The organism is Myxococcus sp. CA040A (genome assembly GCF_013336725.1).
GTDB lineage: Bacteria > Myxococcota > Myxococcia > Myxococcales > Myxococcaceae > Myxococcus > Myxococcus llanfairpwllgwyngyllgogerychwyrndrobwllllantysiliogogogochensis.
On sequence record NZ_JABUMR010000004.1, the window covers coordinates 1,055,968 to 1,078,225 of the forward strand.

16 protein-coding genes are annotated in these 22,258 nt (G+C 69.2%); 7 read left to right on the forward strand and 9 right to left on the reverse strand.

The features are described from left to right. Positions 1 to 7: 7 nt before the first annotated feature. Positions 8 to 1,807 carry an acyl-CoA thioester hydrolase/BAAT C-terminal domain-containing protein gene (locus HUA75_RS21375; RefSeq protein WP_174487406.1) on the forward strand — a complete coding sequence of 600 codons (1,800 nt, stop codon included), beginning with the start codon at positions 8 to 10 and terminating at the stop codon, positions 1,805 to 1,807. Between the two features lie 36 nt (positions 1,808 to 1,843). After that, on the forward strand, positions 1,844 to 3,250 hold the full coding sequence (gene sthA, locus HUA75_RS21380) for a Si-specific NAD(P)(+) transhydrogenase (protein WP_141645972.1): 1,407 nt from the start codon (positions 1,844 to 1,846) through the stop codon (positions 3,248 to 3,250). A 3-nt stretch (positions 3,251 to 3,253) separates the two neighbouring features. Here the strand turns inward: sthA and HUA75_RS21385 are convergent, their stop codons facing one another. Together HUA75_RS21385 and HUA75_RS21390 are read right to left on the reverse strand one after the other, a co-directional pair. Next, entirely contained in the window at positions 3,254 to 3,580 is a 327-nt protein-coding gene (locus HUA75_RS21385) for a hypothetical protein (RefSeq protein WP_141645973.1), read from the reverse strand. A 57-nt stretch (positions 3,581 to 3,637) separates the two neighbouring features. Then, on the reverse strand, positions 3,638 to 4,000 hold the full coding sequence (locus HUA75_RS21390; RefSeq protein ID WP_174457211.1) for a nuclear transport factor 2 family protein: 363 nt from the start codon (positions 3,998 to 4,000) through the stop codon (positions 3,638 to 3,640). Positions 4,001 to 4,213: 213 nt separating this feature from the next. Here HUA75_RS21390 and fusA point away from each other — a divergent pair, with 213 nt between their 5' ends. From fusA to HUA75_RS21405, 3 genes are all read left to right on the forward strand, one after another. Continuing rightward, complete coding sequence (fusA, locus tag HUA75_RS21395) at positions 4,214 to 6,328, forward strand: elongation factor G (protein ID WP_174457212.1); 2,115 nt, start codon at positions 4,214 to 4,216, stop codon at positions 6,326 to 6,328. 86 nt (positions 6,329 to 6,414) lie between these two features. Then, positions 6,415 to 8,343, forward strand: coding sequence for an ABC-F family ATP-binding cassette domain-containing protein (locus HUA75_RS21400; RefSeq protein ID WP_174487407.1), 1,929 nt, complete (start codon positions 6,415 to 6,417; stop codon positions 8,341 to 8,343). A 103-nt stretch (positions 8,344 to 8,446) separates the two neighbouring features. Then, positions 8,447 to 9,838 (forward strand): fibrinogen-like YCDxxxxGGGW domain-containing protein, encoded by a 1,392-nt coding sequence (locus HUA75_RS21405; protein ID WP_141645977.1) that lies wholly within the window; start codon positions 8,447 to 8,449, stop codon positions 9,836 to 9,838. A gap of 47 nt (positions 9,839 to 9,885) precedes the next feature. Here the strand turns inward: HUA75_RS21405 and HUA75_RS21410 are convergent, their stop codons facing one another. Next, entirely contained in the window at positions 9,886 to 12,342 is a 2,457-nt protein-coding gene (locus HUA75_RS21410) for an ABC transporter permease (RefSeq protein WP_174487408.1), read from the reverse strand. A gap of 288 nt (positions 12,343 to 12,630) precedes the next feature. Here HUA75_RS21410 and HUA75_RS21415 point away from each other — a divergent pair, with 288 nt between their 5' ends. Then, a complete protein-coding gene (locus HUA75_RS21415) occupies positions 12,631 to 13,536 on the forward strand; it encodes a flagellar motor protein MotB (protein ID WP_174487409.1) in 906 nt (301 codons plus the stop codon). A 66-nt stretch (positions 13,537 to 13,602) separates the two neighbouring features. Here the strand turns inward: HUA75_RS21415 and HUA75_RS21420 are convergent, their stop codons facing one another. The 3 genes from HUA75_RS21420 to HUA75_RS21430 all read right to left on the reverse strand — a co-directional run bounded on the left by HUA75_RS21420 (position 13,603) and on the right by HUA75_RS21430 (position 17,484). Further along, entirely contained in the window at positions 13,603 to 15,504 is a 1,902-nt protein-coding gene (locus HUA75_RS21420; RefSeq protein WP_174487410.1) for an OPT family oligopeptide transporter, read from the reverse strand. Between the two features lie 123 nt (positions 15,505 to 15,627). Further along, positions 15,628 to 16,134 carry a peptidylprolyl isomerase gene (locus HUA75_RS21425; RefSeq protein WP_141647585.1) on the reverse strand — a complete coding sequence of 169 codons (507 nt, stop codon included), beginning with the start codon at positions 16,132 to 16,134 and terminating at the stop codon, positions 15,628 to 15,630. Positions 16,135 to 16,206: 72 nt separating this feature from the next. After that, on the reverse strand, positions 16,207 to 17,484 hold the full coding sequence (locus tag HUA75_RS21430) for a dicarboxylate/amino acid:cation symporter (RefSeq protein WP_174461789.1): 1,278 nt from the start codon (positions 17,482 to 17,484) through the stop codon (positions 16,207 to 16,209). Between the two features lie 107 nt (positions 17,485 to 17,591). On the opposite strand from HUA75_RS21430, the gene HUA75_RS21435 reads away from it, so the two are divergent. After that, positions 17,592 to 18,230, forward strand: a complete 639-nt coding sequence (locus HUA75_RS21435; protein WP_141647583.1) for a 2OG-Fe(II) oxygenase — start codon at positions 17,592 to 17,594, stop codon at positions 18,228 to 18,230. Here HUA75_RS21435 and HUA75_RS21440 read toward each other — a convergent pair. The 3 genes from HUA75_RS21440 to HUA75_RS21450 all read right to left on the reverse strand — a co-directional run bounded on the left by HUA75_RS21440 (position 18,209) and on the right by HUA75_RS21450 (position 22,011). After that, complete coding sequence (locus tag HUA75_RS21440; protein WP_141647582.1) at positions 18,209 to 18,991, reverse strand: DNA methyltransferase; 783 nt, start codon at positions 18,989 to 18,991, stop codon at positions 18,209 to 18,211. The two genes, HUA75_RS21435 and HUA75_RS21440, sit on opposite strands and share 22 nt — an antisense overlap. A 97-nt stretch (positions 18,992 to 19,088) precedes the next feature. Then, positions 19,089 to 19,904: a DUF2381 family protein gene (locus HUA75_RS21445; RefSeq protein ID WP_174467513.1), complete on the reverse strand. Its 816-nt coding sequence runs from the start codon at positions 19,902 to 19,904 to the stop codon at positions 19,089 to 19,091. 73 nt (positions 19,905 to 19,977) lie between these two features. Then, positions 19,978 to 22,011 carry a protein kinase gene (locus tag HUA75_RS21450; RefSeq protein ID WP_174487411.1) on the reverse strand — a complete coding sequence of 678 codons (2,034 nt, stop codon included), beginning with the start codon at positions 22,009 to 22,011 and terminating at the stop codon, positions 19,978 to 19,980. Between the last annotated feature and the right edge of the window lie 247 nt (positions 22,012 to 22,258).

Below are 22,258 nucleotides of genomic sequence, written 5' to 3' on the forward strand. Positions count from 1 at the left end.
CGCTTCCATGACCCGGTATCGACCCGCTCCGCGCTGGCTCGTCCTCCTGCTGGCGCTGCTCACCATTCCTTCGGCCCGAGCCGAGCAGGAGCCCGCCGCCGCGACGCTCCTCGGCGAACTGCGGAGCGTGACGGACTACGACGCGAAGGCGCCGCTCGACGTGAAGACGGTCCGCGCGCAGCGGCGCGGCGACATCACGGTGACGGAGCTGACGTACGCCAGCCCGAAGGGCGGACGCGTCCCCGCCTACCTCGTCACGCCCCCGGGCCCCGGGCCATTCGCCGGCCTCACCTTCCTGCACTGGGGACAAGGCTCGAAGAACGAGTTCCTCGACGAGGCCCTCTCCCTGGCCCGCTCGGGCGTGGTGTCGCTGCTGGTCGATGCCCCCCATGTCCGCCCGGCCCCCTGGCGTGGTTCGCTCAAGGGCGCGGCCATCTACGACTCGTCCCTTCAAATGCTGGTGGACATGCGGCGCGCGGTGGACCTGCTCGCCTCGCGGCCGGAGGTCGACGCTCGGCGACTGGGCTTCGTGGGCCACAGCATGGGCGCGATGGTGGGCGGCGCCCTCGCGGGCGTGGAGCCCCGTCTGCGCGCCTTCGTCCTGATGAATGGCGTGGGCGACTACTCCAAGAGCATCCGCGAGATGGAGTTGGACAACGAGAAGCAGCTCGCCAACGCGATGTCCAAGGAGGACTTCGCGAAGCTCGTGCGGAAGATGGCGGTGCTCGACGGCGTGGTGGGGGTGGGCCATGCGGCGCCCCGGGCACTCTTCTTCCAGAATGGCCGCTCGGACGCCTGGGTCACCGCCGCGCAGGTCAACACGTTCATCGACGCGGCCACGATGCCCAAGCTCGCCAAGGTCTACGAAGGAGGCCATGAGCTGGGCGACGCCGCGCGCAGGGACCGGGCCCAATGGCTGCGCACGCACCTGGGCTTCGGCGAGGTACCCGCCTTCGGCCCGCCGATGATTGCCCTCCCCACGCCTCCGGAGCTCCACGGCCTCCCGCTACCCGAGTGGACCAAGGCCCGGCCCGTCCTCACCATCCCCGGCATGGAGGAGGTGCAGGTCCGCCGGGCGCTCACGTACACGCGCGCGGGCGGCCGCGACTACAAGCTGGACCTCTACATCCCGGAGGCGGTGTCCCAGGGACGCGTGCCCCTCATCGTGCTGGTCCATGGGCTGCTGCACCCGGACCTGACCCCGCTCGTGAGAGACCTGCCCGCCTTCGCCGGTCAGGCCCGCTGGCTGGCCACACAGGGCTTCGCGGTGGCGCTGGTGGAGCTGGGCTCCCCGTCCACGGGCATCGAGAAGTCACAGTGGCTCACACGCGTCGCCGACCTCCAGAAACGCGTGGACGCGGCGCTGGCCTTCGTGCGCAAGCAGGCGGCGACGGAGCCGCTCGACGCGGACCGCGTCTGCCTCATGGCCATGTCCGCCGGAGGGCTCTGGGGGCTGTCTCCCGCGTTGAGCAAGGCGCCTCCCGCCTGGTTGCGCTGCGCGGTGGCGTGGTACCCCCTGCTCGGAGGCCCGGACGTGCCCCGGGGCCTCGGGCCCATGGACGGCCTGAAGGCAGCGAATGCCCGGAAGGTGCCGCCGCTGCTCGTGCTGCGCGCAGGCCTGGACACGCCTCCGCTCAACGCCGCCCTCGACGACTTCGTGAAGGAGGCCCGGAGCCGAGGGGCCCCCCTCACGCTGATGGAGCTTCCGGAGGGTCACCACGGCTTCGAGTTGACGGACGACGTGGAGGACTCGCGCGAGGCGATGCGCAAGACGGCCCTCTTCTTCGAGGAACATCTCCTTCCGTGACTTCAAAGGTCGCGTGGCCTCGCGTACCTTCGCCCCATGGTGGACTTTGACCTGGTGGTGATTGGCTCCGGCCCGGCCGGCGAGTGGGGCGCGGTGCAGGCCGCGATGGCGGGCAAGCGCGTCGCGGTGGTGGAACGGGAGTCGGTGCTGGGCGGCACGGCGGCGAACACCGGCACGCTGCCCTCGAAGACGCTCCGCGAGACGGCGCTGCACCTGTCCGGCCTCAAGGCCCGAGGCCTCTACAGCGTGGAGACCACGCTGCGCCACGAGGCCACCGTCTCCGACTTCCTCTACCGCGAGCGCCGCGTGAAGGGCATGGAGCGCGAGCGCATTGGCCACAACCTCCAGAAGCATGGCGTCCAGGTGTTGCAAGGCGTCGGCTCGTTCGTGGACGCGCACACCGTGCGGGTGTGCCGCAAGGGCGCGGAGGACCTCCTGCTCACCGGCTCCGTCATCCTCGTCGCCACCGGCTCCTCCCCGTACCGGCCTCCGCTGTATCCCTTCGGCGACATCCGCGTGCACGACTCGGACGAGGTGCTGGAGATTGGACGGCTCCCCAGCTCGCTCGTCGTCGTGGGCGGCGGCGTCATCGGCTGCGAGTACGCGTGCATGTTCGCCGCGCTGGGCATCCCCGTGACGCTGGTGGAGGTGAAGCCCGAGGTGCTTCCCTTCCTCGACGACGAAATCTCCGCGCTGCTCGCCCAGCGCATGGAGGCGCTCGGCATCCGCCTGCGCTTCGGCCAGACGGTGGAGAAGGTGGACGTGCCCGCCGCGTGCGAGGTGCCCATCCGCCTGACGCTCTCCTCCGGGGAGGAGGTGGACACCGACCAGGTGCTGGTGGCCTCCGGTCGCTCGGCGAACACCTCGGGCCTGGGGCTACAGGACATCGGCGTGAAGCTGGGCGCTCGCGGACAGGTGGAGGTGGGCCCCAGCTTCCAGACGGCGGTGCCCCACATCTACGCGGTGGGCGACGTCATCGGCTTTCCCGCCCTGGCCTCCACCTCCATGGACCAGGCGCGCATCGCCGTGGAGCACGCCTTCACGTTGGAAGGCCCGCAGGCCCTGGCCACGGTGCTGCCCTACGGCATCTACACCATCCCCGAAGTCTCGATGGCCGGGGAGACGGAAGAGGGCCTGCGCGCGAAGCGGGTGCCCTACGTGGCCGGCCGCGCCGCCTTCGCCACCAACCCGCGCGGGCAGATCATCGGAGAGATGTACGGCCTGCTGAAGCTGCTCTTCCACCGCGAGAGCCTGAAGCTCCTGGGCGTGCACGTCATCGGAGAACAGGCCTCGGAGCTGGTGCACGTGGGGCTGGTGGCGATGCTCACCGGCTCCACCGCGCGGCTGTTCATCGAGACCTGCTTCAACTACCCGACGCTGTCGGAGGCCTACAAGGCGGCCACGTTCGACGCGCTGGACCACCTCAAGCACGGCACCGTCTGAGGCTCAGCGGCGGCGGGGAGGATTCACGCTCCCCACGCTCTTCAGACTGCCCACGGTGAGCCCCGAGGGGCTCGGCGCCGTCTCGTGGACCTCGTCCGCGGAGGACCGGGCCAGCGCGCGCGGCGCGGCCCCGCTGTCCACGACTGTCCCGGCGGCACCGCGAAGCAGCTCCCGGGCGCGCTGCCAGCGGACCTTCTCCTCCGCCATCAACCGCGTCAGCTCCTCGCGGGCGGAGCCCTCCGGAAGCTCGGCCGCGGCGGCGGCGACCTTGTCCAGGAAGGGCAGCAGGTAGCCGAAGTCCTTGTCGAAAGCGCTGGGGTTCGTCGCCACGTCCGTCCTCCTCTGGAGCCGCGCCACCCTAGCCCATTCCCAGCGCCAGGGGCCGTTTCAGCCGTGGTACACGCGCGAGGCGACAATCCGGCCCCCGCGCACCTCCAGCACCTCCGCCACCGGCATGGGCGCCTCGCCGGGCGCATGGCGCAGGTACTCCATGAAGACGCGCTCCCCGTCCGCCGTCAGCGCCGTCTCCTCGTAGCGCAGGCCAGGCAGCCGGGCGATGGCCTCCCTCCACCACTTCCCCAGGGCCGAGCGCCCCACCAGCTGCCCCCCGGTCTCCGGATGCAGCACCCGAATCTTGGGGGACGTGTGGGTGCAGTCCTCGGCGTACAGCGCCACCAGCGCCTCCACGTCGTGGGCGTTGAAGGCGTGCAGCCAGGCTCTGGCCACGGAGAAGTTTTCGCTCGCACTCATGGTTTAGGTACCCTCGGAAGAATTCAGATCGGCCCCTCCGCGCAGCGGGGAGACCGGTCGCCCTGTATATAAGGTGGGCCGAATCTGTAGACAAAGGTGGGAGTATAGGACCCCACCGTCATGCGGATTTGGCTGGAAACCAAGTCCCGTGGGAAGTAAGGGCCCCGCCTGCTCTGTTCCCTCAGGCACTTTCAAGAGAAGAAGGACCGGATCGTGGCCGCCAACGCACCCATCGACAAGATTCGTAACATTGGTATCTCTGCCCACATCGACTCGGGCAAGACGACGCTCTCCGAGCGCATCCTGTTCTATACGGGCAAGATCCATGAGATCCACGAGGTCCGCGGCAAGGACGGCGTGGGCGCGGTCATGGACTCGATGGATCTGGAGCGTGAGAAGGGCATCACCATCCAGTCCGCCGCGACGTACGCGATGTGGGGTGAGTTCAACATCAACCTCATCGACACGCCGGGACACGTGGACTTCACCATCGAGGTGGAGCGCTCCCTGCGCGTTCTCGACGGCGCCATCCTCGTCCTCTGTTCGGTGTCGGGCGTGCAGTCCCAGTCCATCACCGTGGACCGGCAGATGAAGCGCTATCGCGTTCCGCGCATCGCGTTCGTCAACAAGATGGACCGCGCCGGCGCGAACTATGACCGCGTGGCCGCGCAGCTGAAGGAGAAGCTGAACCACCACCCGGTGAAGCTCCAGTACCCCATCGGCGCCGAGGACCGCTTCAAGGGCCTCATCGACCTCATCCAGATGAGGGCGTTCTACTTCGACGGTGAGAACGGTGAGATCGTCCGCGAGGAGGAGATCCCCGCGGACATGCTGGACGAGGCCAAGGTCCGTCGCCAGCAGATGATCGAAGGCGTGGCCGAGGTCGACGACCAGCTCGGTGAGCTGTTCCTGTCCGACGCCGCCATCCCGAACGACATGATCACCGCCGCCGTCCGCCGGGCCACCATCGCCCTGAAGATGACGCCGGTCATGTGCGGCTCCGCCTACAAGAACAAGGGCGTGCAGCTGCTCCTGAACGCGGTCTGCGGTTTCCTCCCGAACCCCAAGGAGGCGACCAACGAGGCGCTGGACCAGAAGAACAACGAGGCGAAGGTCATCCTCGAGTCCGACCCGGAGAAGCCCTTCGTCGGTCTGGCGTTCAAGCTGGAAGACGGCCGCTACGGGCAGCTGACGTACATGCGCATCTACCAGGGCCGCGTCACCAAGGGTGACTTCATCTTCAACCAGGTGAACCAGAAGAAGGTCAAGGTTCCGCGCATCGTCCGGATGAACTCCAACAAGATGGACGACATCAACGACGCGACGGCCGGCGACATCGTCGCGCTGTTCGGCGTCGAGTGCGCCTCCGGCGACACGTTCACCGATGGAACGGTGAACTACACGATGACGTCCATGCACGTCCCGGACGCGGTGATTTCGCTCGCCGTGGCGCCCAAGGACCGCTCCGCCCTGGCCAACTTCTCCAAGGCGCTCAACCGCTTCACCAAGGAAGACCCCACCTTCCGCGTGCACCGCGATGAAGAGTCCGGGCAGACCATCATCCGCGGCATGGGTGAGCTGCACCTGGAGATCTACATCGAGCGCATGAAGCGCGAGTACCAGTGCGAGGTCCAGGCCGGTAAGCCGCAGGTGGCGTACCGCGAGACCATCAGCCAGAAGGGCGAGTTCTTCTACACGCACAAGAAGCAGACGGGCGGCTCCGGTCAGTTCGCGCGCGTGTGCGGCTACATCGAGCCCCTGCCCTCGGACGCGGTGCAGCAGTACGAGTTCGTCGATGACATCGTCGGTGGCTCGATTCCCCGCGAGTTCATCCCCGCGTGCGAGAAGGGCTTCAACGAGGCCATCAAGAAGGGCAGCCTCATCGGCTTCCCCGTCGTCGGGTTGCGCGTGGTCATCAACGACGGCGCGTTCCACGCGGTCGACTCGTCCGAAATGGCGTTCAAGACGGCCGCCATCATGGGCTTCCGCGAGGGCTACGCCGCCGCCAAGCCCATCATCCTCGAGCCGATGATGAAGGTGGAGGTCACGGCGCCCGAGGACTTCCAGGGCTCCGTCGTCGGTCAGCTCAACCAGCGCCGTGGCACCATCCTCTCCACGGAGACGGCCGAGGGCCAGGTGACCGCGGTGGCCGAGGTTCCGCTGAACGCGATGTTCGGCTACTCCACGGACCTTCGCTCCGCGACGCAGGGCAAGGGCGAGTTCACCATGGAGTTCGCCAAGTACACGCCGGTGCCGCGCAACGAGGCCGAGGCCCTGATGGCGCAGTACAAGGAGAAGCTCGCGGCCGAGCAGGCGGCGCGCAAGTAGTCCGCGCCACCGCGACGTCGAGGTTGTAAGGAAGGCGCTCCTCATCAGTGAGGGGCGCCTTTCGCCTTTTCAGGAGTCAGAACACCGTGACGCTGCTTCGTGCCGCCAACGTCCAGCTCAGCTTCGGCAGTCGCACCGTCTTCCAGGGCCTCACCGTCACCATCGAAGAGGGTGAGCGCGTGGGCCTGGTGGGCGTGAATGGCTCCGGCAAGACGTCGCTGATGAAGATCCTCGCGGGCGCGGCGAAGCCCGACACGGGCGAGCTGCAGCTGCGCCGGGGCGCCCGCGTCACCTACCTGCCCCAGGAGCCGGAGTTCGCCGAGGGCGCCACGGTGGCCTCGGAGCTGTCCGTGGCCCAGGGCCCCCTGCGCGAGGCGATGGCCGCCCAGGCGGAGCTCGCGCTGAAGCTGGAGGCCTCTCCCCCGGAGGCCCACGAGAAGCTGATGGAGCAGCTCGCCGTGGTGTCGGACCGCATCGAACAGCTGGGCGGCTGGGACACCGAGCACCACGCCAAGACGCTGCTCGACAGGCTGGGCGTGAAGGACTGGGACCGCCCGGTGGCGCAGCTGTCGGGAGGCCTGCGCAAGCGCGTGGCCATTGCCCGCGCGCTCCTCACGCGGCCGGACATGCTGCTGTTGGACGAGCCCACCAACCACCTGGACGCGGACACGGTGGACTGGCTGGAGGAGGAGCTGGACAAGCTGCCCGGCTCGCTCCTGCTCGTCACGCACGACCGGTACTTCCTGGACGGGCTGGTGGACCGCATCGTCGAAATCCAGCCGGGCGGCGGCGTCACGTCCTATCCGGGCAACTACCAGGCGTACCTGGAGCAGAAGCTGGTGGCGCAGGAGAACGCCGAGGTCTCGCAGCACAAGCGCGAGCGGTGGATTGCCCAGGAAGTCGCCTGGCTGCGCCGGGGCCCCGAGGCGCGGCGCACCAAGAGCAAGTCGCGCATCGACCGGGCACAGAAGCTGATGGCGGAGAAGGGCTTCCAGCGCCCCAAGGTCGCCGACCTGCGTGTGATTGCCGCGCCCCGGCTGGGCCACACCGTCATCGAGTCGGAGGGGCTCCAGAAGTCCTTCGGTGAGCGCAAGGTGCTGCAGGGCGTGGACTTCCGGCTCCAGCGCGGCGAGCGCGTGGGCCTCGTCGGCCCCAACGGCGTGGGCAAGACGACCTTCCTGCGCGTCATCCTGGGAGAGCTGCCTCCGGACGGCGGCAAGCTCGTCATCGGGAAGAACACCAAGGTCGCGTACTACGACCAGAACCGGGCGCAGTTGGACCCGGAGATGACGGTGTACGACGCGGCCTCGCAGGGCGAGGACTGGGTGGACCTGGGCGACCAGAAGGTCGCGCTGCGCGACTACCTGGACGACCTGCTCTTCCCCGTGCCCATGCAGCGGATGAAGGTGAAGGCCCTGTCGGGCGGTGAGCGCAACCGGCTGCTCCTGGCGCGCCTGTTCCTGGAAGGCGCCAACGTGCTGGTGCTGGACGAGCCCACCAACGATTTGGACATCGTCACGCTCAACGTGCTGGAGCGGCTGCTGCTGGACTTCGGTGGCAGCACGCTGCTCGTCACGCACGACCGGTACTTCCTGGACAAGGTTGCCACCAGCATCGTGACGTTCGACGGCAACGGCCGCGTCACGCGCTACGAGGGCAACTACGCGATGTACCGGCGGCTGAAGGAGCAGTCGGATGCCATGGCCGCGAAGGGCGCGCCGAAGAAGGACGAGCCCGCCCCCGTCGCCCCCCCTCCCGCGGCGAAGCCGGAGGCGCGCAAGGCGGTCAAGCTCTCCTACAAGGACCAGCGCGAGCTGGACGGTATGGAAGCCACCATCGAAGTGGCCGAGAAGCGCAAGGCGGAGCTGGAGGTCCAGCTCGCCGACCCGACCATCTACAGCAAGAGTGGCAAGGTGGCGGAGGTGCAGAAGGAGCTCGACGGCGCCATCGCCGACATCGACCGCCTCTACGCGCGCTGGCAGGTCCTCCAGGACCTCGCGGCCGGCTCGGCCTAGTCCCTCCATTCCATGCGCGGCCGGAATTGCCGGCACGCGAAGTTTGCCATTCAATCCAGGGGCTCTCGCGGAGCCATCCCTTCCCTCCAGGGAGTCCCCTGACATGTCTTTCATTTCGTCCCGCCCGGTGCGCCGGGTGCTGTCACCGCTGTGTCTGTTGCTGGCGTGGGGCTGTCATTCGGAGGAGGCGAGCCTGGAATCCGCGCCGCCCGCCCTGGCCACATCCCGCGCCGCCGTGGAGGAGGCACCGCCGGAGAGCCTTCCCGCGGACTTCCTCCAGGACATCCAGCTGGCGCTGCCCGAAGGACAGTCCGTCCTGGTGCACCATCCGGAGTACCTGTCGTCGAGCTTCGACCCCAACGTGCGCGTCGTCGCGGAGTCGGATGTCTGGGTGACCTTCGTGTCGGAGGCCGCGACGTTCCTGAACGCCTTCGGCTACTTCACCTATCCGGAGAGCAGCCCGCCCACCACGACGGTGGGCCTGCAGAAGCACCTCGTCTTCGGCAACGCCTCCGCCTGGGGCTCCGGGGGCACGCTGTCACCGGGTGACCGCATGCGCCTGGGACGCTTTCCCGCGGGCACCCGGATTGGCTTCTTCCTCGTCTCCAACGGCTGGGATTGGGGCCAGGTCGACTACGGCCGGACGACCTACTACTCGGTGGATGCGCTGAACCCGGAGCCCCTCCCGTCGCAGCGCCGGCACCTCGTCTCGCTCTACCACCCGGGCGCGCAGCGGCGCGTGCTGGCCTTCGAGGACTTCGACCGCGCCCACGAGCAGGCCAACAACAACTTCTCCGACCTCATCGTGTCCGTCACCAGCAACCCCGCGACGGGCACGGACCCTTCGGGCCCGAGCATCCCCGACAAGCCCTGCCCCGAGTCCCCCACCGCCGCGCCCGCCTCGTGCCGACTGCTGCACCAGTACTGCCCCGCCCTGCCCAGTGGCGTGTACGCGCTGAACCCCTGTGACACCGGCGCCACGCAGCACTACTGCGACATGAGTTCGGAGGGAGGCGGGTGGACCGTCGCCGGCTGGCAGGCGGCCTCGGCCAGGACGAGCCTGGGGCTCACCTCGCGCGGCACGGTGGGAAGCGAGGACTGGTCTCGCGGACTCGCGTGCGTTCCCTTCACCGAGATTCGCGTCTTCAACCGCACCTTTGGCGAGGGCTTCGTCCAGGCCTACCCGGCCCAGACGTGGAACCACACCGCGGTCAACATGGCCATCGGCACACCGGGCATCGCCTTCAAGCAGGGCACCTACGGCCCGGCCAGCTCGGAAATCATGATGGGCTGCGTGGGCTTCAGCTGGCGAGGCGGCGTCTACCTCGAGATTGCCTGCGACAATGACCACGAGGGCCGGGCAAGAGGGCACCTGGCGGACTACGCGGGCGAGTACTGCGCGGGAGGGCGGCTCGACTCCACCTGGGCCTGGAGCGACGGCACCACCTGCCGCTACCGGAGCACGCCCTACACCTGGGGCTTCGCCATTCGCTGACAGGCGCGGGGCCCACGCAGACCTCGCGCGTGGGCCCGTCCCTCCACTCAGTCGTACTTGAGCGCGATGATGGGGTCCACGCGCGAGGCCCTCAGGGCCGGCAGCCCCGTGGCGACGAGTCCCACGGCGAGCAGCACCAGCGGCGCGGTGACGAAGGCCCACGGGTCCAGCGCGCTGACACCGTGCACCATCCCCGAGACCACCCGCGTCAGGCCCAGCGCGCCCACGAAGCCCAGCGCCACGCCCGCGCCCACCGAGCCCAGTCCCTGGAGGAACACCAGCCGCACCACCTCGCCGCGCGTGGCCCCCAGCGCCAGCCTCACGCCCATCTCCCGCGTGCGCTGACTCACCAGATAGGACAGCACCCCGTAGATGCCCACCGCGGCCAGCCCGAGCGCCAGCGCCGCCATCAATCCCAGCAGCACCATGTTGAAGCGCTCGGAGCCCAGCGTGCGCGTCACGTGGTCTCCCAGCTTCAGCGACTCCGTCACCGGCTGCCGCGCGTCCACCGCCCACAGCTCGCGTTGCACGGACGCCACCAGCGCCGCGTGCCCCCCGGAGGCTCGCACCAGGAGGTTCTGCGGCAGCATGCGCACCAGCATCCCGTTGAGCGTCGGGGCCACCTGCCCCGAGGCCACGTACAACACCGCGGGCGATTCCCGGTCCAACCCGTTCTCGCGCACGTCGCGAACCACGCCCACGATGACGCGCGGCACGGTGTCCTGCAGCGACGGCACCGTGTAGGCCACACGCAAGCTCTTGCCGATGACGTCCTCGCCCGGCCAGTACTTGCGCGCGGCCGTCTCGTTGATGACCACGACGTGCGGAGCCCCCGCCACGTCCGTGTCCGAAAGCAACCGGCCTCGCACCAGCTCCAGCCCCAGGGCACCGAAGTACCCCGGCGACACGGGCCGATACTGGCCAAACCCCACGCCAGGGCCGTCCAGGCGGCCCTCGAACTTGCCGTCGATGGCGAAGCCCATGCTGGGCCCCAGCTCCATCGGCAGGGCGGGCGTGAAGCCGACCGCCGTCACGCCCGGCAGCGCCCGCACCCGCTCCTCCACCTGTCGGTGGAAGCGCTCCAGGGCCTCCCGCTCGCCATAGCGCCCCTCCGGAAGCGACAGGCGAAGCACGTGCACGTCGCTCGCATCGAAGCCGGGGCGGACGACCTGGAGCGCGCCAAAGCCCCGGATGAGCAGCGCGGCCCCCGTGAGCAACACCACCGCGAGCGCCACCTGCCCCACCACCAGCAGCTTGCGCGTCCTGCCGCCCCCAGGCCCCGACGTCGCCCGCTGCGCCCCTTGCCTCAGCGCGTCCTGGAGGTCCGGCCGCGACGCCTGCCACGCGGGCAACAGCCCGAAGAGCACTCCCGTCAGCAGCGACACGCCCACGGAGAACGCAAGCACCACGCCATTCAAGCCCACCGCCGCGCCCGGCACGGACAGCTCCGGGGGCGCCAGGGCCAGGAGCGCGGGCAGCACCGCCGAGGCCAGCACCACGCCCAGTCCACCGCCGACCACGGACAACAACAGGCTCTCCGTCATGAGCTGCCCCACCAGCCGCCGGGCCGGAGCCCCCAGCGCCGCGCGCACCACCAGCTCCCGCTGTCGCGCCGCCGCCCTCGCCAGTTGGAGGTTGGCCAGGTTGACACACGCGATGAGCAGCACCAGTCCCACCGCGCCCAGCAGCACCCAGAGCGCCAGCCGCAGGTCTCCCGCCAGGAACGTCCGCAGGTCCTCCGCGACGAACATCTCCCGCCCACGCAGCAGGTGCGGCGTGTCCGCGCGCAGCCGCTCGGACAGCGTCTTCAGGGCCGCGCTGACGCCCTCCGGCGACAGCCCCGCGCGCACCCTGCCAACGACGTGGAGGAAGTTGGAGTCATCGGTGTTCGTCAGGTCCAGTTGGAGCGGTGTCCACAGCTGCGCCTGCCGAGGATGCTGGAAGGACTCCGCCGCCACGCCCACCACCGTGTAGGGCTGGTCGTTGAGCGTGAACGAGCGGCCGATGATGTCGGGAGCGCCTCCGAAGCGCCGCTGCCACAACCCATGGCTGAGCACCACCACCAGAGGCCCGCCCACCACGTCCTCTTCCGGCAGGAAGCCGCGCCCCAGCGCGGGCCGCACGCCAAACGTCTCGAAGAAGTTCCCCGTCACCCGCATGCCGGACAGGCGCTCCGGGAGCCCATCCCCCATGACGTTGAAGCCCGTGGGCAGCAGCTCCGACGCGGCGACCTGGGAGAAGGGCGAGCCCTCCGTCGACAGCCAGACGTATTGCGCGATGGCCTGCGAGGTCGCCCGCCCGTCCTCATCCCGGCGAAACACCTGCACGAGTTGCTCGGGCTCCGGGTACGGCAGCGGCCGCAGCAACACTCCGTGAACCACGCTGAAGATGGCCGTGTTCGCACCAATGGCCAGGGCGAGCGTGAGAATGGAGACAACGGTGAAGCCCCGGCTCTTGAGCAACAGCCGGACGGCGTAGCGGAGATCCTCGAGGAGGATGGCCACGAAAAGGCTCCTGGTGGGGGACATGGACCCTACGCGGCGCCCCCGTCAGCCATTGCACCGGGTGTCTGTTTTCCCACGCGTGGGACAAGGCAATGACTTCACGGCAAGCCCGGGAGAATCCGGATGAGACTTCCGTCAAGCCGTTCCATGGGGCGACGCCTCGATACTTTCCGGAGAGGGGTGACTTGGAGGTCCACTTGCGCGCCCCCCTCCGCCATGCGAGTGCTTCGCGTTTGGGGTCCTCTGTTCGAGTGAGCTGCCATTTCAATGACTGCTGAAGGAGTCGTCGTGTCGTTCCGGCCCGCGGTTGCGTTGCTGTCGGCGCTGTTCTCTGTCGTCCTGGCCCTGCCCTCCTCCGCGCAGTCGGCCGCTCTGCCCACCTTCAACCTGCAACGGTTGGAGCTGGACCCCGCCGGCCTCGGCTCGCTCGTCGTCAGCACCGGCCGCACGCTGCCCGCGGGCATGGTGCGAGTGGCCGTACAAGGGCACTACGAGCAGCTCCCCTTCCACTTCCAGACGCGCTGGGAGCCGGGCGGCGGCATGGGCCTGGTGGAGAACAAGTTCACCATGGACGTGACGGCCGCCATCGGCGTGCTGGACTGGCTCCAGGTGGACGCGGAGGTGCCCTTCATCGTCACCCAGGGCGGCACCACCTTCATGGACGTGAACCCGCCGGAAGGTCAGGGCCTGGGCTCACCGTGGCTGGGGGCTCGCGCCGCGCTGGTGCGTCCGGCCTTCGGCTTCCAGCTCGCCGTGGACCTCTCCGCCGCCCTGCCGGTGGGAAGCAAGGAACTGCTGGCGCGCGACACCTACGCGGTGCACCCCAGCCTCCAGCTCGGCTTCCTCGCGGAGACGTGGCAGCTGGGCGCCGAGGTCGGCGTCTTCCTGCGCGAGAAGAAGAACCTGATGGCGCTGTCCGCCGAGTCCGCGGACGTCATCGGCAACGAGCTGCGGCTGGCCGGCACGGTGACGTCGCGCGCCGGAGAGCTGACACGCGGCGAGGTGAGCCTGCTGCTCGGCGTGCCGCTCCAGGGAGGCCGCACGGGCGCGGAGCTGATGGTGGCCATCCGCCGCCACACCACGTCCTGGATGGACCTCTACGTCATGGGCGGCCCGGGTGTCGGCGCGGGCCTGGACACGCCCACGTTCCGCTTCCTGGCCGGGGCCTCGTTCTCCACCAGCCGGGTGGACTGACGGACAAGCCGTGAGGGCGCCTCGCGCTCCCCTTCTGGGGATTCGATGCGAGGCGCCGCTGCCTGCCTACTTGGGCATCACCCCGAAGGCCTTCGCCATCGCGATGCCGATGCCCAACAGGCTCTCTCCCGCGATGAAGCCCGAGGACACGGGCAGCACGGTCTCCTCCGCGAGCTTCGGCGCCTTGCGACGCATCACCTCGGCGATGGCGGAGCCCAGGAAGAAGGCGATGGAGCTGGAGCCGGGGATGACGATGGCCAGCCCGAAGCCCGCGGGTGACGGCACGTAGCCCTTCAGCTTCGCTGGCGCCCACCGCTCCAGCAGGACGAGGACGATGCCGAGCGTTCCGCCACACAGGGCGCCCCAGCGCGCGGTGACGGGCATCGCCGACACGCCCGTGGCGAGCAGCTTCGACACGCCGGCCCACACCATGGTGGCGGGCGCGGGGAACTCGGCGGAGCCGAGCACGTCCGGGCTGGGGATGAGGATGTTGAACACCGGCACCACCACCGCCGCGCCAGCCACCACGCCGAACAACTGCGCGACGAACTGCTGGCGAGGGTTGGCGCCCAGAAGCCACCCGGACTTGAGGTCCGTCAGCAGGTCCGCCGCGTGGAGCCCCACGCCACCGGTGGCGTTGGCGCTCATCACGTTGGCGGGGATGTTGCCCGGCGCCAGGCCTCCGAAGATGAGCTGCGTGACGGGCCCCAGCGCCTTCGTCGGCGTGGTGTCCGTCTCACCCGTGACGCGGCTGGCGATGACGCCCATGACCACGGCCAACGGCATGGCCAGCACGCCCGCCCACCACGGAATCTGGAAGAGGTAGGCCATCAGGAAGATGGCGATGGGGCCCAGCACCGCGAAGCCCAGGGGGAACCAGGACGGAGGACACTCGATGCCCGCCAGCGGGTCCGCTTCCTCCTCCTTGGAACTCTTGCGACCGAACAGGCCCGACAGCGCCTTGAAGGAGCGCGCCACGCTGCGCCACTGGAAGGCGAAGGCCAACAGGCCCGAGGACACCAGCACCGCCGAGCCCGTCCACACCATCCACGTGTTGATGGCCCGGTACGTCACTTCTGGAATGGCGCCCTGGGTGACCATGGCGGGCGCGAGGAAGCCGTACGTCAGCACCGCGCCCAGCAGCATGGACCAGCCCGTGCGGAAGCTCACCAGCGCGCCGGCGCCCACCAGCAGCAGGCTGAAGTCGAACGACAGCGTCCACGCGGAGGCCTTCTTGCCCAGGATGGTGAACGGCATGCTCACCTTGTCCGGGATGTTGGTGAGCCACGTGAAGCGCGCGTCGCGGAGCATCACCAGCAGGGCGCCGATGAGGCCCGCGCCCGCCAGGAGCTTGGACTTGCGGCGGGCCACCTCGCCGTGGCCGTGCAGGGCGCGGATGGTCTCCGCGGTGGCCGTGCCGGTGGGGAACGGCAGCGCCTCGATGTTGATGAGCTGGCGCTTGATGGGGATGGCCGCGAAGACGCCCAGCGCGGAGATGACGGCGAACCACACCACCAGCCAGCCCGACGGAGGCAGCGCGCCGGTGAGCATCAGCAGCGCGGGGACGGCGGCCATGTTGCCACCGCCCGTCATGTAGCCGGCGGCCGACGCCACCGAGCCCATGGCGTTGTTCTCCAGCGCCGTGAAGTCGTTCTTCAAGAGCCTGAGCGAGCGCAGCGTGCCGAACACCGCGAAGGCCAGGATGCACGCCGTAATCGTGACGCCCAGGCTCCAGCCCGTCTTGAGGATGACGTACAGGTTGGACAGGCACATCACCGCGCCAATCAACATGCCGGCGATGACGGCGCGCACGGTGAGCTGGCGCGAGCCCCCCTGGTAGACATTCTTCAGCCAGTACATCTCCGGGTCCTGCGTCGCGGAAGCACCCGGCTCGCCTGCGTGCGGGTCGGTGGGCTGGAGGCGAAGCCCACTGGGGCTCGGAGTCTGTTGAGGGGGGGACTGGCTCATTGGGGCGGCAAAGATAGTGCACGCCCCTTCCCCGACGAAGCATTCACTCCGGCAGGCAAGCGAAAGGGGCGAGGCATTCCTGCCCCGCCCCTCCGTGTCGCCGCACGGCGTCACGCCCCGAGATCAGGCGTGGTCGTGCCCACCGGCCCCGTGGTCGTGCCCACCGGCCCCGTGGACGTGGCCATGGGAGAGCTCTTCCGAGGACGCCTGGCGGATGTCCTTCACCGTGACGTCGAAGTGGAGCGTCTTGCCGGCGAGCGGGTGGTTCAGGTCGATGACGATGTCGTCGCCCCGCACTTCCTGGATGCGCAGCGGGATGTCGCCCTGCTCCGTCTGGGCCATCAGCGTCTGGCCGGGCTGCGGGTTGAAGCCAGGGGGCAGCATGGAGCGCGGGACGACGCGCACGCCCTCGGGGTCATGCTCGCCGTACCCCTGGGCGGGCTGCACCACCACCTGCTTGCTGTCGCCCTGACCCAGGCCCTCCAGGGCGCCCTCCAGGCCTGGGACGATTTGGCGATGCCCGTGCAGGTAGGCGAGCGGCTGATCCGGCGCGCTCTGGTCGATGACCTGTCCGTCACCGAGGTGCAGCCGGTACTCCAGCGAAACAATCGAATCCTTGGTGACCCTCATGCGGGCTCCTATGTCGGGTGAGGCGGTGAGACGGTTATCGGTGGGAAGGATGGGGACGGTTTATGCCCGGCGTCAGGAGGCAGTGGGGCCTGTCGCTCGCTCGACGTCCGTGCGGGCAGGCGGTTCCCCGCGCGCCACGTACACGGCGGCGGCCAGGTCCCCGGTGACGTTGAGTGTGGTGCGGCACATGTCCAGGAAGCGGTCCACGCCGAGGACGAGCCCCAGGCCCTCCACCGGAATCTTGAACATGCCCAGAATCATCGCGATGACCGGGATGGAGCCCGCGGGCACGCCGGCGGTGCCGATGCCGGCCAGGATGCAGATGAACATGATGAGCGCCTGCTGCCGCAGGTCCAGGGGCACGCCGTATACCTGCGCGAGGAAGAGCACGGTGACGCCCTCGAAGAGCGCGGTGCCGTTCTGGTTCATCGCCGAGCCGGCGGTCAGCACGAAGCGCGACACGTTGGGCGGAAGCTTGAGGTTCTCCTCGGCGACCTTGAGCGCGGTGGGCAGCGTGGCGCTGGAGGAGGACGTGGAGAAGGCGGTGACGATGGCCAGGCGGCTGTCGCGGAAGAACTCGATGGGGTTGCGGCCCCCGAGGAAGCGCACCGACAGCGAGTAGACGATGAACATGTGGATGGCGAGCGCGAGCAGCACCGTGCCCACGTACGCGGCGAGCTGTCCGAGGATGCCCAGGCCCAGCTTCGCCGTCATGGCGAACAGCAGCGCGGCCACGCCGAAGGGCGCCAATTTCAGCACCCCGTCGATGAGCTTCATCATCACGTCGTAGAGGCCCTGGATGGTGTCGCGCAGGTGCCGCACGGGCTCGCCGGGGGTGAGCGCCACGCCCAGTCCGAAGATGAGCGAGAAGACGATGAGGCCAATCATGTCTCCGTCGGCCGCGGCCTTCAGGGGGTTGGTGGGCACCATGGACATCAGCACCGCGCCGAAGGACGTGTCGGACGGGGGCGGCGCCGCCTTGATCTGCGTGCCGCTCCGAGCGAGCGCGAGGGCCTCTTCGCTGAGGCCCACGCCGGGCTGGATGAGGTTGACGAGCACCAGGCCGATGAGGACGGAGATGGTGGACAGGACGACGGTGTAGCCCAGCGTGCGGACGCCCAGGCGGCCCACCTGCTTCAGGTCGAGCTCCGCGACGCCCATGACGAGCGCGGCGAAGAGCAGCGGCACCACGAGCATGAGCAGCAGGCGGATGAAGATCTGCCCCACGGGGGAGGCCACGTTGGTGACGGTCCAGTCCAGCCAGGGGGCACCGCCGGCGAGCGCGTTGGCGGCGAGTCCCGCCACCGTGCCGGTGACGATGCCGATGAGCATCTTGTGGTGAGCCTTCATCGAGCAGTCTCTCCGCGTGCCTCCGGCAGGAGGGCAATGGGGCGCGCAGCCTACCGGCAAAGGAAGGTGGCGCCCACCCTTCGCATGGGACAAAGCTGCGGTCTCTCGTGGAAACCCTCGTCCAGCTCACTGAAGGCGCCGTGTCCCCTCCCCTCTTCCGGCGCCTGTTGCGGCGGCTGGGCGTGCTCGGCCGCGAGCGACTGAAGGACACCTACCAGACGACGTTCTGGTACGACTTCGGGCCGCCGACCAACGTGGTGGAGGACGTCATCTCCAGCTTGCGGCCCCAGGTCGCCGGGAAGCGGCGCATCGCCGGGGTGGAGTGGTGGCTGTCGAGGATGTACCCGACGGACGTGCGCGTGGACTTCCACCAGGACCGGGACGAGAAGCTCGCGCTGCGCACGGGGAAGCTGGTGCATCCGCGCATCAGCAGCGTGTTGTTCCTCAACCGGGTGCGCGGCGGGGCGCTGGTGGTGACGCGAGAGAAGCCAGACGAGGCGAATCCGTCGCTCGCGCCCTCGCGCATGGACACCGCGGACCTGGTGACGCCGCGCCCCAACCGGCTGGTGCTGTTCGACGGCACGCTGACGCACGGGGTGCTGGACGCGGAGAACCAGATTCCGGAGGGGAAGCTGCCGGGGCGCTCGCGGCTGAGGCGCACGCTGGTGATGAACTGGTGGGGACACCGGCCCACGGACGTGCCGCGCTGGTCGGAGACGCGGCTCTACCGGGCGCTGGGAGGCTGAGGGAAGGCGGCGGCCGTCTCGCGCAGACGGTGGGTGACTCGTTCGGCCCACTCGGGCTCGATTTCCAGGCACGCGGGCTGGCGGCCCAGACGCAGGGCGGCGGCGGGCATCGAGCCACTTCCGGCGAAGGGGTCCAGCACGGTGTCGCCGGGGCGGCTGTACGTGCGCACGAGCGGCTCGACGACGGAGAAGGGCTTGTGGTGGGGGTGGCTGCCCCAGCGCGCGGCGTCGCCGTCATCGTCATAGCCGCCGACGACGGCCCAGACGGTGGGCATGTCACCGGGGGCGAGCACGGGCTCGGGGGTGCGGGCGATGACGAGGGCGACCTCGTAGACGCGCAGGGTCTGCTCGTTGGCGTTCTTGTCGGTGGTGCGCTTGCCCCAGGTGAACTCGCCGCGCAGGTGGGGATAGCCCAGGGCCCTGGCGGCGGTGACGATGGGCTCCTTGCCGAGCAGGTTGGTCCAGATGACGAGGGGGGCGTCCGGGGTGAGGTGGGCCAGGGCGCGGGAGAGCCAGGCCTCGGAGAAGGCGCGGTAGTCGCGCACGGTCTCGAAGCGGACGATGGGATTCTGGTCGATCTTCTTGTGGGCGCGCGGGTCTCTCAGGTCGCCGCCCTTGCGACGCCGGGTGAGCAGGCAATAGGGCGGGTCGGTGAGCAGGAGCGAGGCGCGGCGGTCGCCCAGGGCGGCGCGGTAGCCCTCGGGCTCGCGAGAGTCGGCGCGGATGCAGCGGAGGGCGTCGGAAGGGAGCGGGGAAGTCATCGTCCGGGACGGCACCCTACACGGAGGGCAGCGAGGCTCAAGGCCCGACGTGGGGGTTCATGCGGATGCCCGGACGACCGAGGAGCAAGGCTCCGTCTCACTTCAACGAAAGCCCTTCCAGCGTCACCGTGCGCCCCTTCGCGTCCCACAGCTTGAGCACATAGTGACCCGGATCCAGGTCGGTGGTGTGGTCCACGCGGACCACCAGGGCCTGCGCCACATCCTCACGCAAGGGAGCCGTCTGCCAGTGGGACAGGACCTTGTGGCTTCGCCCACGCGCATCCGTGAGCGAGGCCCCTGTCGCCACCCATCCCGCGCCCCCTGGCAGCGCTCGCAAATCCACGCGAATCGCCCGCCAGCGCATCTGATGCGTCACGAACCGTGATTGCGAGACACTGACCTCGGGATGGGCCACCACCTTCGTGGGAGTCAGAGGCCTGACTGCGAGCTCCTCGGGGTTCTCCAGCGCCGCCACGAGCGACTCGACCCCTCCCGACGACCGACCTTCCAACTGGAGCCTGTCCAACTCAAACCGGGCCTGCGACAGACGACCCTTCAGCTCCTCCACCTCCTGCCGGTAGGACTCCACCGAACGAGCACGGCGATAGACCTCCACCTGGGGTTCACCCAGCACCGCATCCACCACCAGCACGAACGTCACCTGCTCCGGCGCCGCGCCGTCCCGAAAACGCAGCCCCAGGCGCAGCCGCTCCCCCTCCCGGAGCGCACTCGACGGAACGAGGGCGAGGTGGTCATCGGAGATTCCCAGTCGCTGGAAGCGCTCACGCCCCTCCAAGGAGAGTTCGTCCGGCAGGATGCGCGCGTCGAAGAAGAACGTCGTGGAGCGCCCCGGAGCGATGCGAATCTCGGGGGCAGGCACACGCGGCTCCGCTCCCACTTCGATTCGACGCACGGGGGCCAACTCCCCCCCCAGGGCGACCATCATTCCCCACGCGACCACGAGGACTGAAGACGCGGCAGGCAAATCACAACCTTCCCAGGTATCTCGTCGCGGTGACCGTCAACTGGGGCTCCGTCAGCTTCAGCTCCGGGGTGCTCGACGGGTCGTAGGGGACGCCCAATTCCTTACGGCCGTACCAGGTGATCTGGAGGCACAAAGGGACGCGCCTGCCATCGGGGAGTTCGGCTTCCGTGAACCAACCGAAGTAGCGCTCCTTCCCATGGAAGAGAGTGCCCTGGAACCGGGTGCCCACGGGAAAGGCGATGGGATCTCCGGCATCGTCCACAACACCGCCATAGCCCAGGATGGGCTTCTCCGCGGCATAGGCGGTGATGGGCCCTTCTGGCGGGACCGGTATCAGCCGTCGCCCATCGAAGCGAGGGATGAGCCAGAGTCTCCCGTCGGTCACCACGCTGGGCAGCTTCCAGCCCATCTTCGTCATGACCTCGATGGTCGACTGCGGGCATTCCTGTTCCGGAGACGTCGTCCGGACCTGAGGCGCCCCCCCGGCACAAGCTCCCGCGAGGCATGCGACCGCCGCTGTCTTTCCCAGGGTGCTGCCCACGGATGAGCGTTTCCTCGCGGAGGGTGACACCTCAGGGGTGGCCTCCACGGCGCGCTCGACCTTCAGGACGGGCGCCTGCAAGGGAGCCTCGGGAGGCACCTCGACAACGCGAGGCGGCGACGAAGAAGCGGCTGTAACAGGGGTGTGAGGGGGACGACTCGTCACGACGGAACTTCCTTTCTCAGCAGGGGGTGGAGGGGGGACGACCGCCTGCATGGAACTCGGGGAGGGCTCGCGGCGGGCGAGGCCCACCGCCGCGAAGCAGATGACGAGGAGCGCGACGACTCCGACTCCTATCGTCCAGCCGCGCGACCTTCGCGCCGGGGTCCGCTCGGCCCGCGGTGACTCCACCGGGGCGACAACTTCCGAGCCCGCGGAAACCGGGTCCTCGACGAGAGGCGCGACCAGGAGCGCTTCGGCGACGGACTCGTCAGGTGGCCGCGACTCCTCGGGCTCCGGCGTGTGCGGGTGGGACTCCGACGAGCGCACCAGCTCGGGCACCATGCGCACCCGAGGCGTGTCGGCCTCCACGTCACGAGGAGACTCGGGGTCCGGAGGTCGGTCCAGCGACACCTTCCACGCCGGCTGTCGCTTCTCCTTCGCGACCTCCCAGAGCGCCTGCAACAGCGCCTCGGTGCCCGCGTAGCGCTCCTCGGGGCGCTTGGCCAACAACCGCAGCGCGATGTCTCCCAGCGCGGGAGGCACCTTGGGATTGACGACATGCGGAGCCCGGGGCGTCACCGTCTCGATGGCCGGCAGGAGCCGGTCGTACGGGAGCCTCGGGTCGAACGCGTAGCCATCCGTCAGCGACTCGTACAGGAGCGCGCCCAGCGCATAGAGGTCGCCGGGGATTCCCGCGTCGAACCGCGCGCCCTGCTCCCACTGGCCCTCGCGCAGGAAGGCCACGCACTCGGGCGGCAAGAGGTGCGGCGAGGCCGGCGCCACGCCCACCGTCAGCGTCGTCGCGCCCGGCATCCGCACCGTGCCCAGGTCGATGAGGAACGGGCGCTCGTCCTCGCGGCGGATGAGCAGGTTGTCGCCCTTCACGTCGCGGTGGTGCAACCCGCGCCGATGCAGGTCCGACACCGCGCGCACCACCTCCGTGAACACGGACAAGAGGTGCGCCGCCGACGGCTTCACCCGCCAGCGCCACTCATGGAAGGTCTCTCCGTCGATGAAGTCGGTGACGAAGAACAGGTAGCCCTCGGGCGGCTCCGGCCAGCGGTCCACCGCGTGGACGCGGGGCAGGTTCGGATGGGGCGCGCAGGCCAGGAGCGTGGCCACCTCGTGCGACAGCCGACCGTTGACGTCCTCCTCCTCGGACACCTGGGGCCCGGCGGGACGCAGCGCCATCTTCATCGTGTAGAAGCGCCCTCCCCGCTCGACCTTGAACACACGGCCGAAGCCCCCCGCGCCCAGCGAGGCCACCACATTCCAGGGCCCCACCACGCTGCCCGGCGAGAGCTGGTCCGGATGGAACGGCGGAGACCTCACGGCGACGACCCCTCCCGCGAAGACCCGCCTTCCTCGAAACTCCCCAGCCCATGCGCGCTGGAGCCCGCGGACGCCCACGCCTCAATGCGCGCGGCACCCCGCGGAACGAGGGGCTCGGTGACCACCCAGGAAACGGGGTTGAGCAAGGGTAACCTCCAGGGTTGACCCTAGCCTTTCTTCAGGGACTGTCACGATTTTTCCCACCCGGCAGGTGGGTAGGCTCCGGCGAGGGGAACCCAACGTCACC

Bases quoted from the DNA above. Each gene is read 5' to 3' on its own strand.
- HUA75_RS21375 (WP_174487406.1), top strand. From the start codon at position 8: ATGACCCGGTATCGACCCGCTCCGCGCTGGCTCGTCCTCCTGCTGGCG.
- sthA (WP_141645972.1), top strand. From the start codon at position 1,844: ATGGTGGACTTTGACCTGGTGGTGATTGGCTCCGGCCCGGCCGGCGAG.
- HUA75_RS21390 (WP_174457211.1), bottom strand. From the start codon at position 4,000: ATGAGTGCGAGCGAAAACTTCTCCGTGGCCAGAGCCTGGCTGCACGCC.
- HUA75_RS21405 (WP_141645977.1), top strand. From the start codon at position 8,447: ATGTCTTTCATTTCGTCCCGCCCGGTGCGCCGGGTGCTGTCACCGCTG.
- HUA75_RS21420 (WP_174487410.1), bottom strand. From the start codon at position 15,504: ATGAGCCAGTCCCCCCCTCAACAGACTCCGAGCCCCAGTGGGCTTCGC.
- HUA75_RS21425 (WP_141647585.1), bottom strand. From the start codon at position 16,134: ATGAGGGTCACCAAGGATTCGATTGTTTCGCTGGAGTACCGGCTGCAC.
- HUA75_RS21430 (WP_174461789.1), bottom strand. From the start codon at position 17,484: ATGAAGGCTCACCACAAGATGCTCATCGGCATCGTCACCGGCACGGTG.
- HUA75_RS21440 (WP_141647582.1), bottom strand. From the start codon at position 18,991: ATGACTTCCCCGCTCCCTTCCGACGCCCTCCGCTGCATCCGCGCCGAC.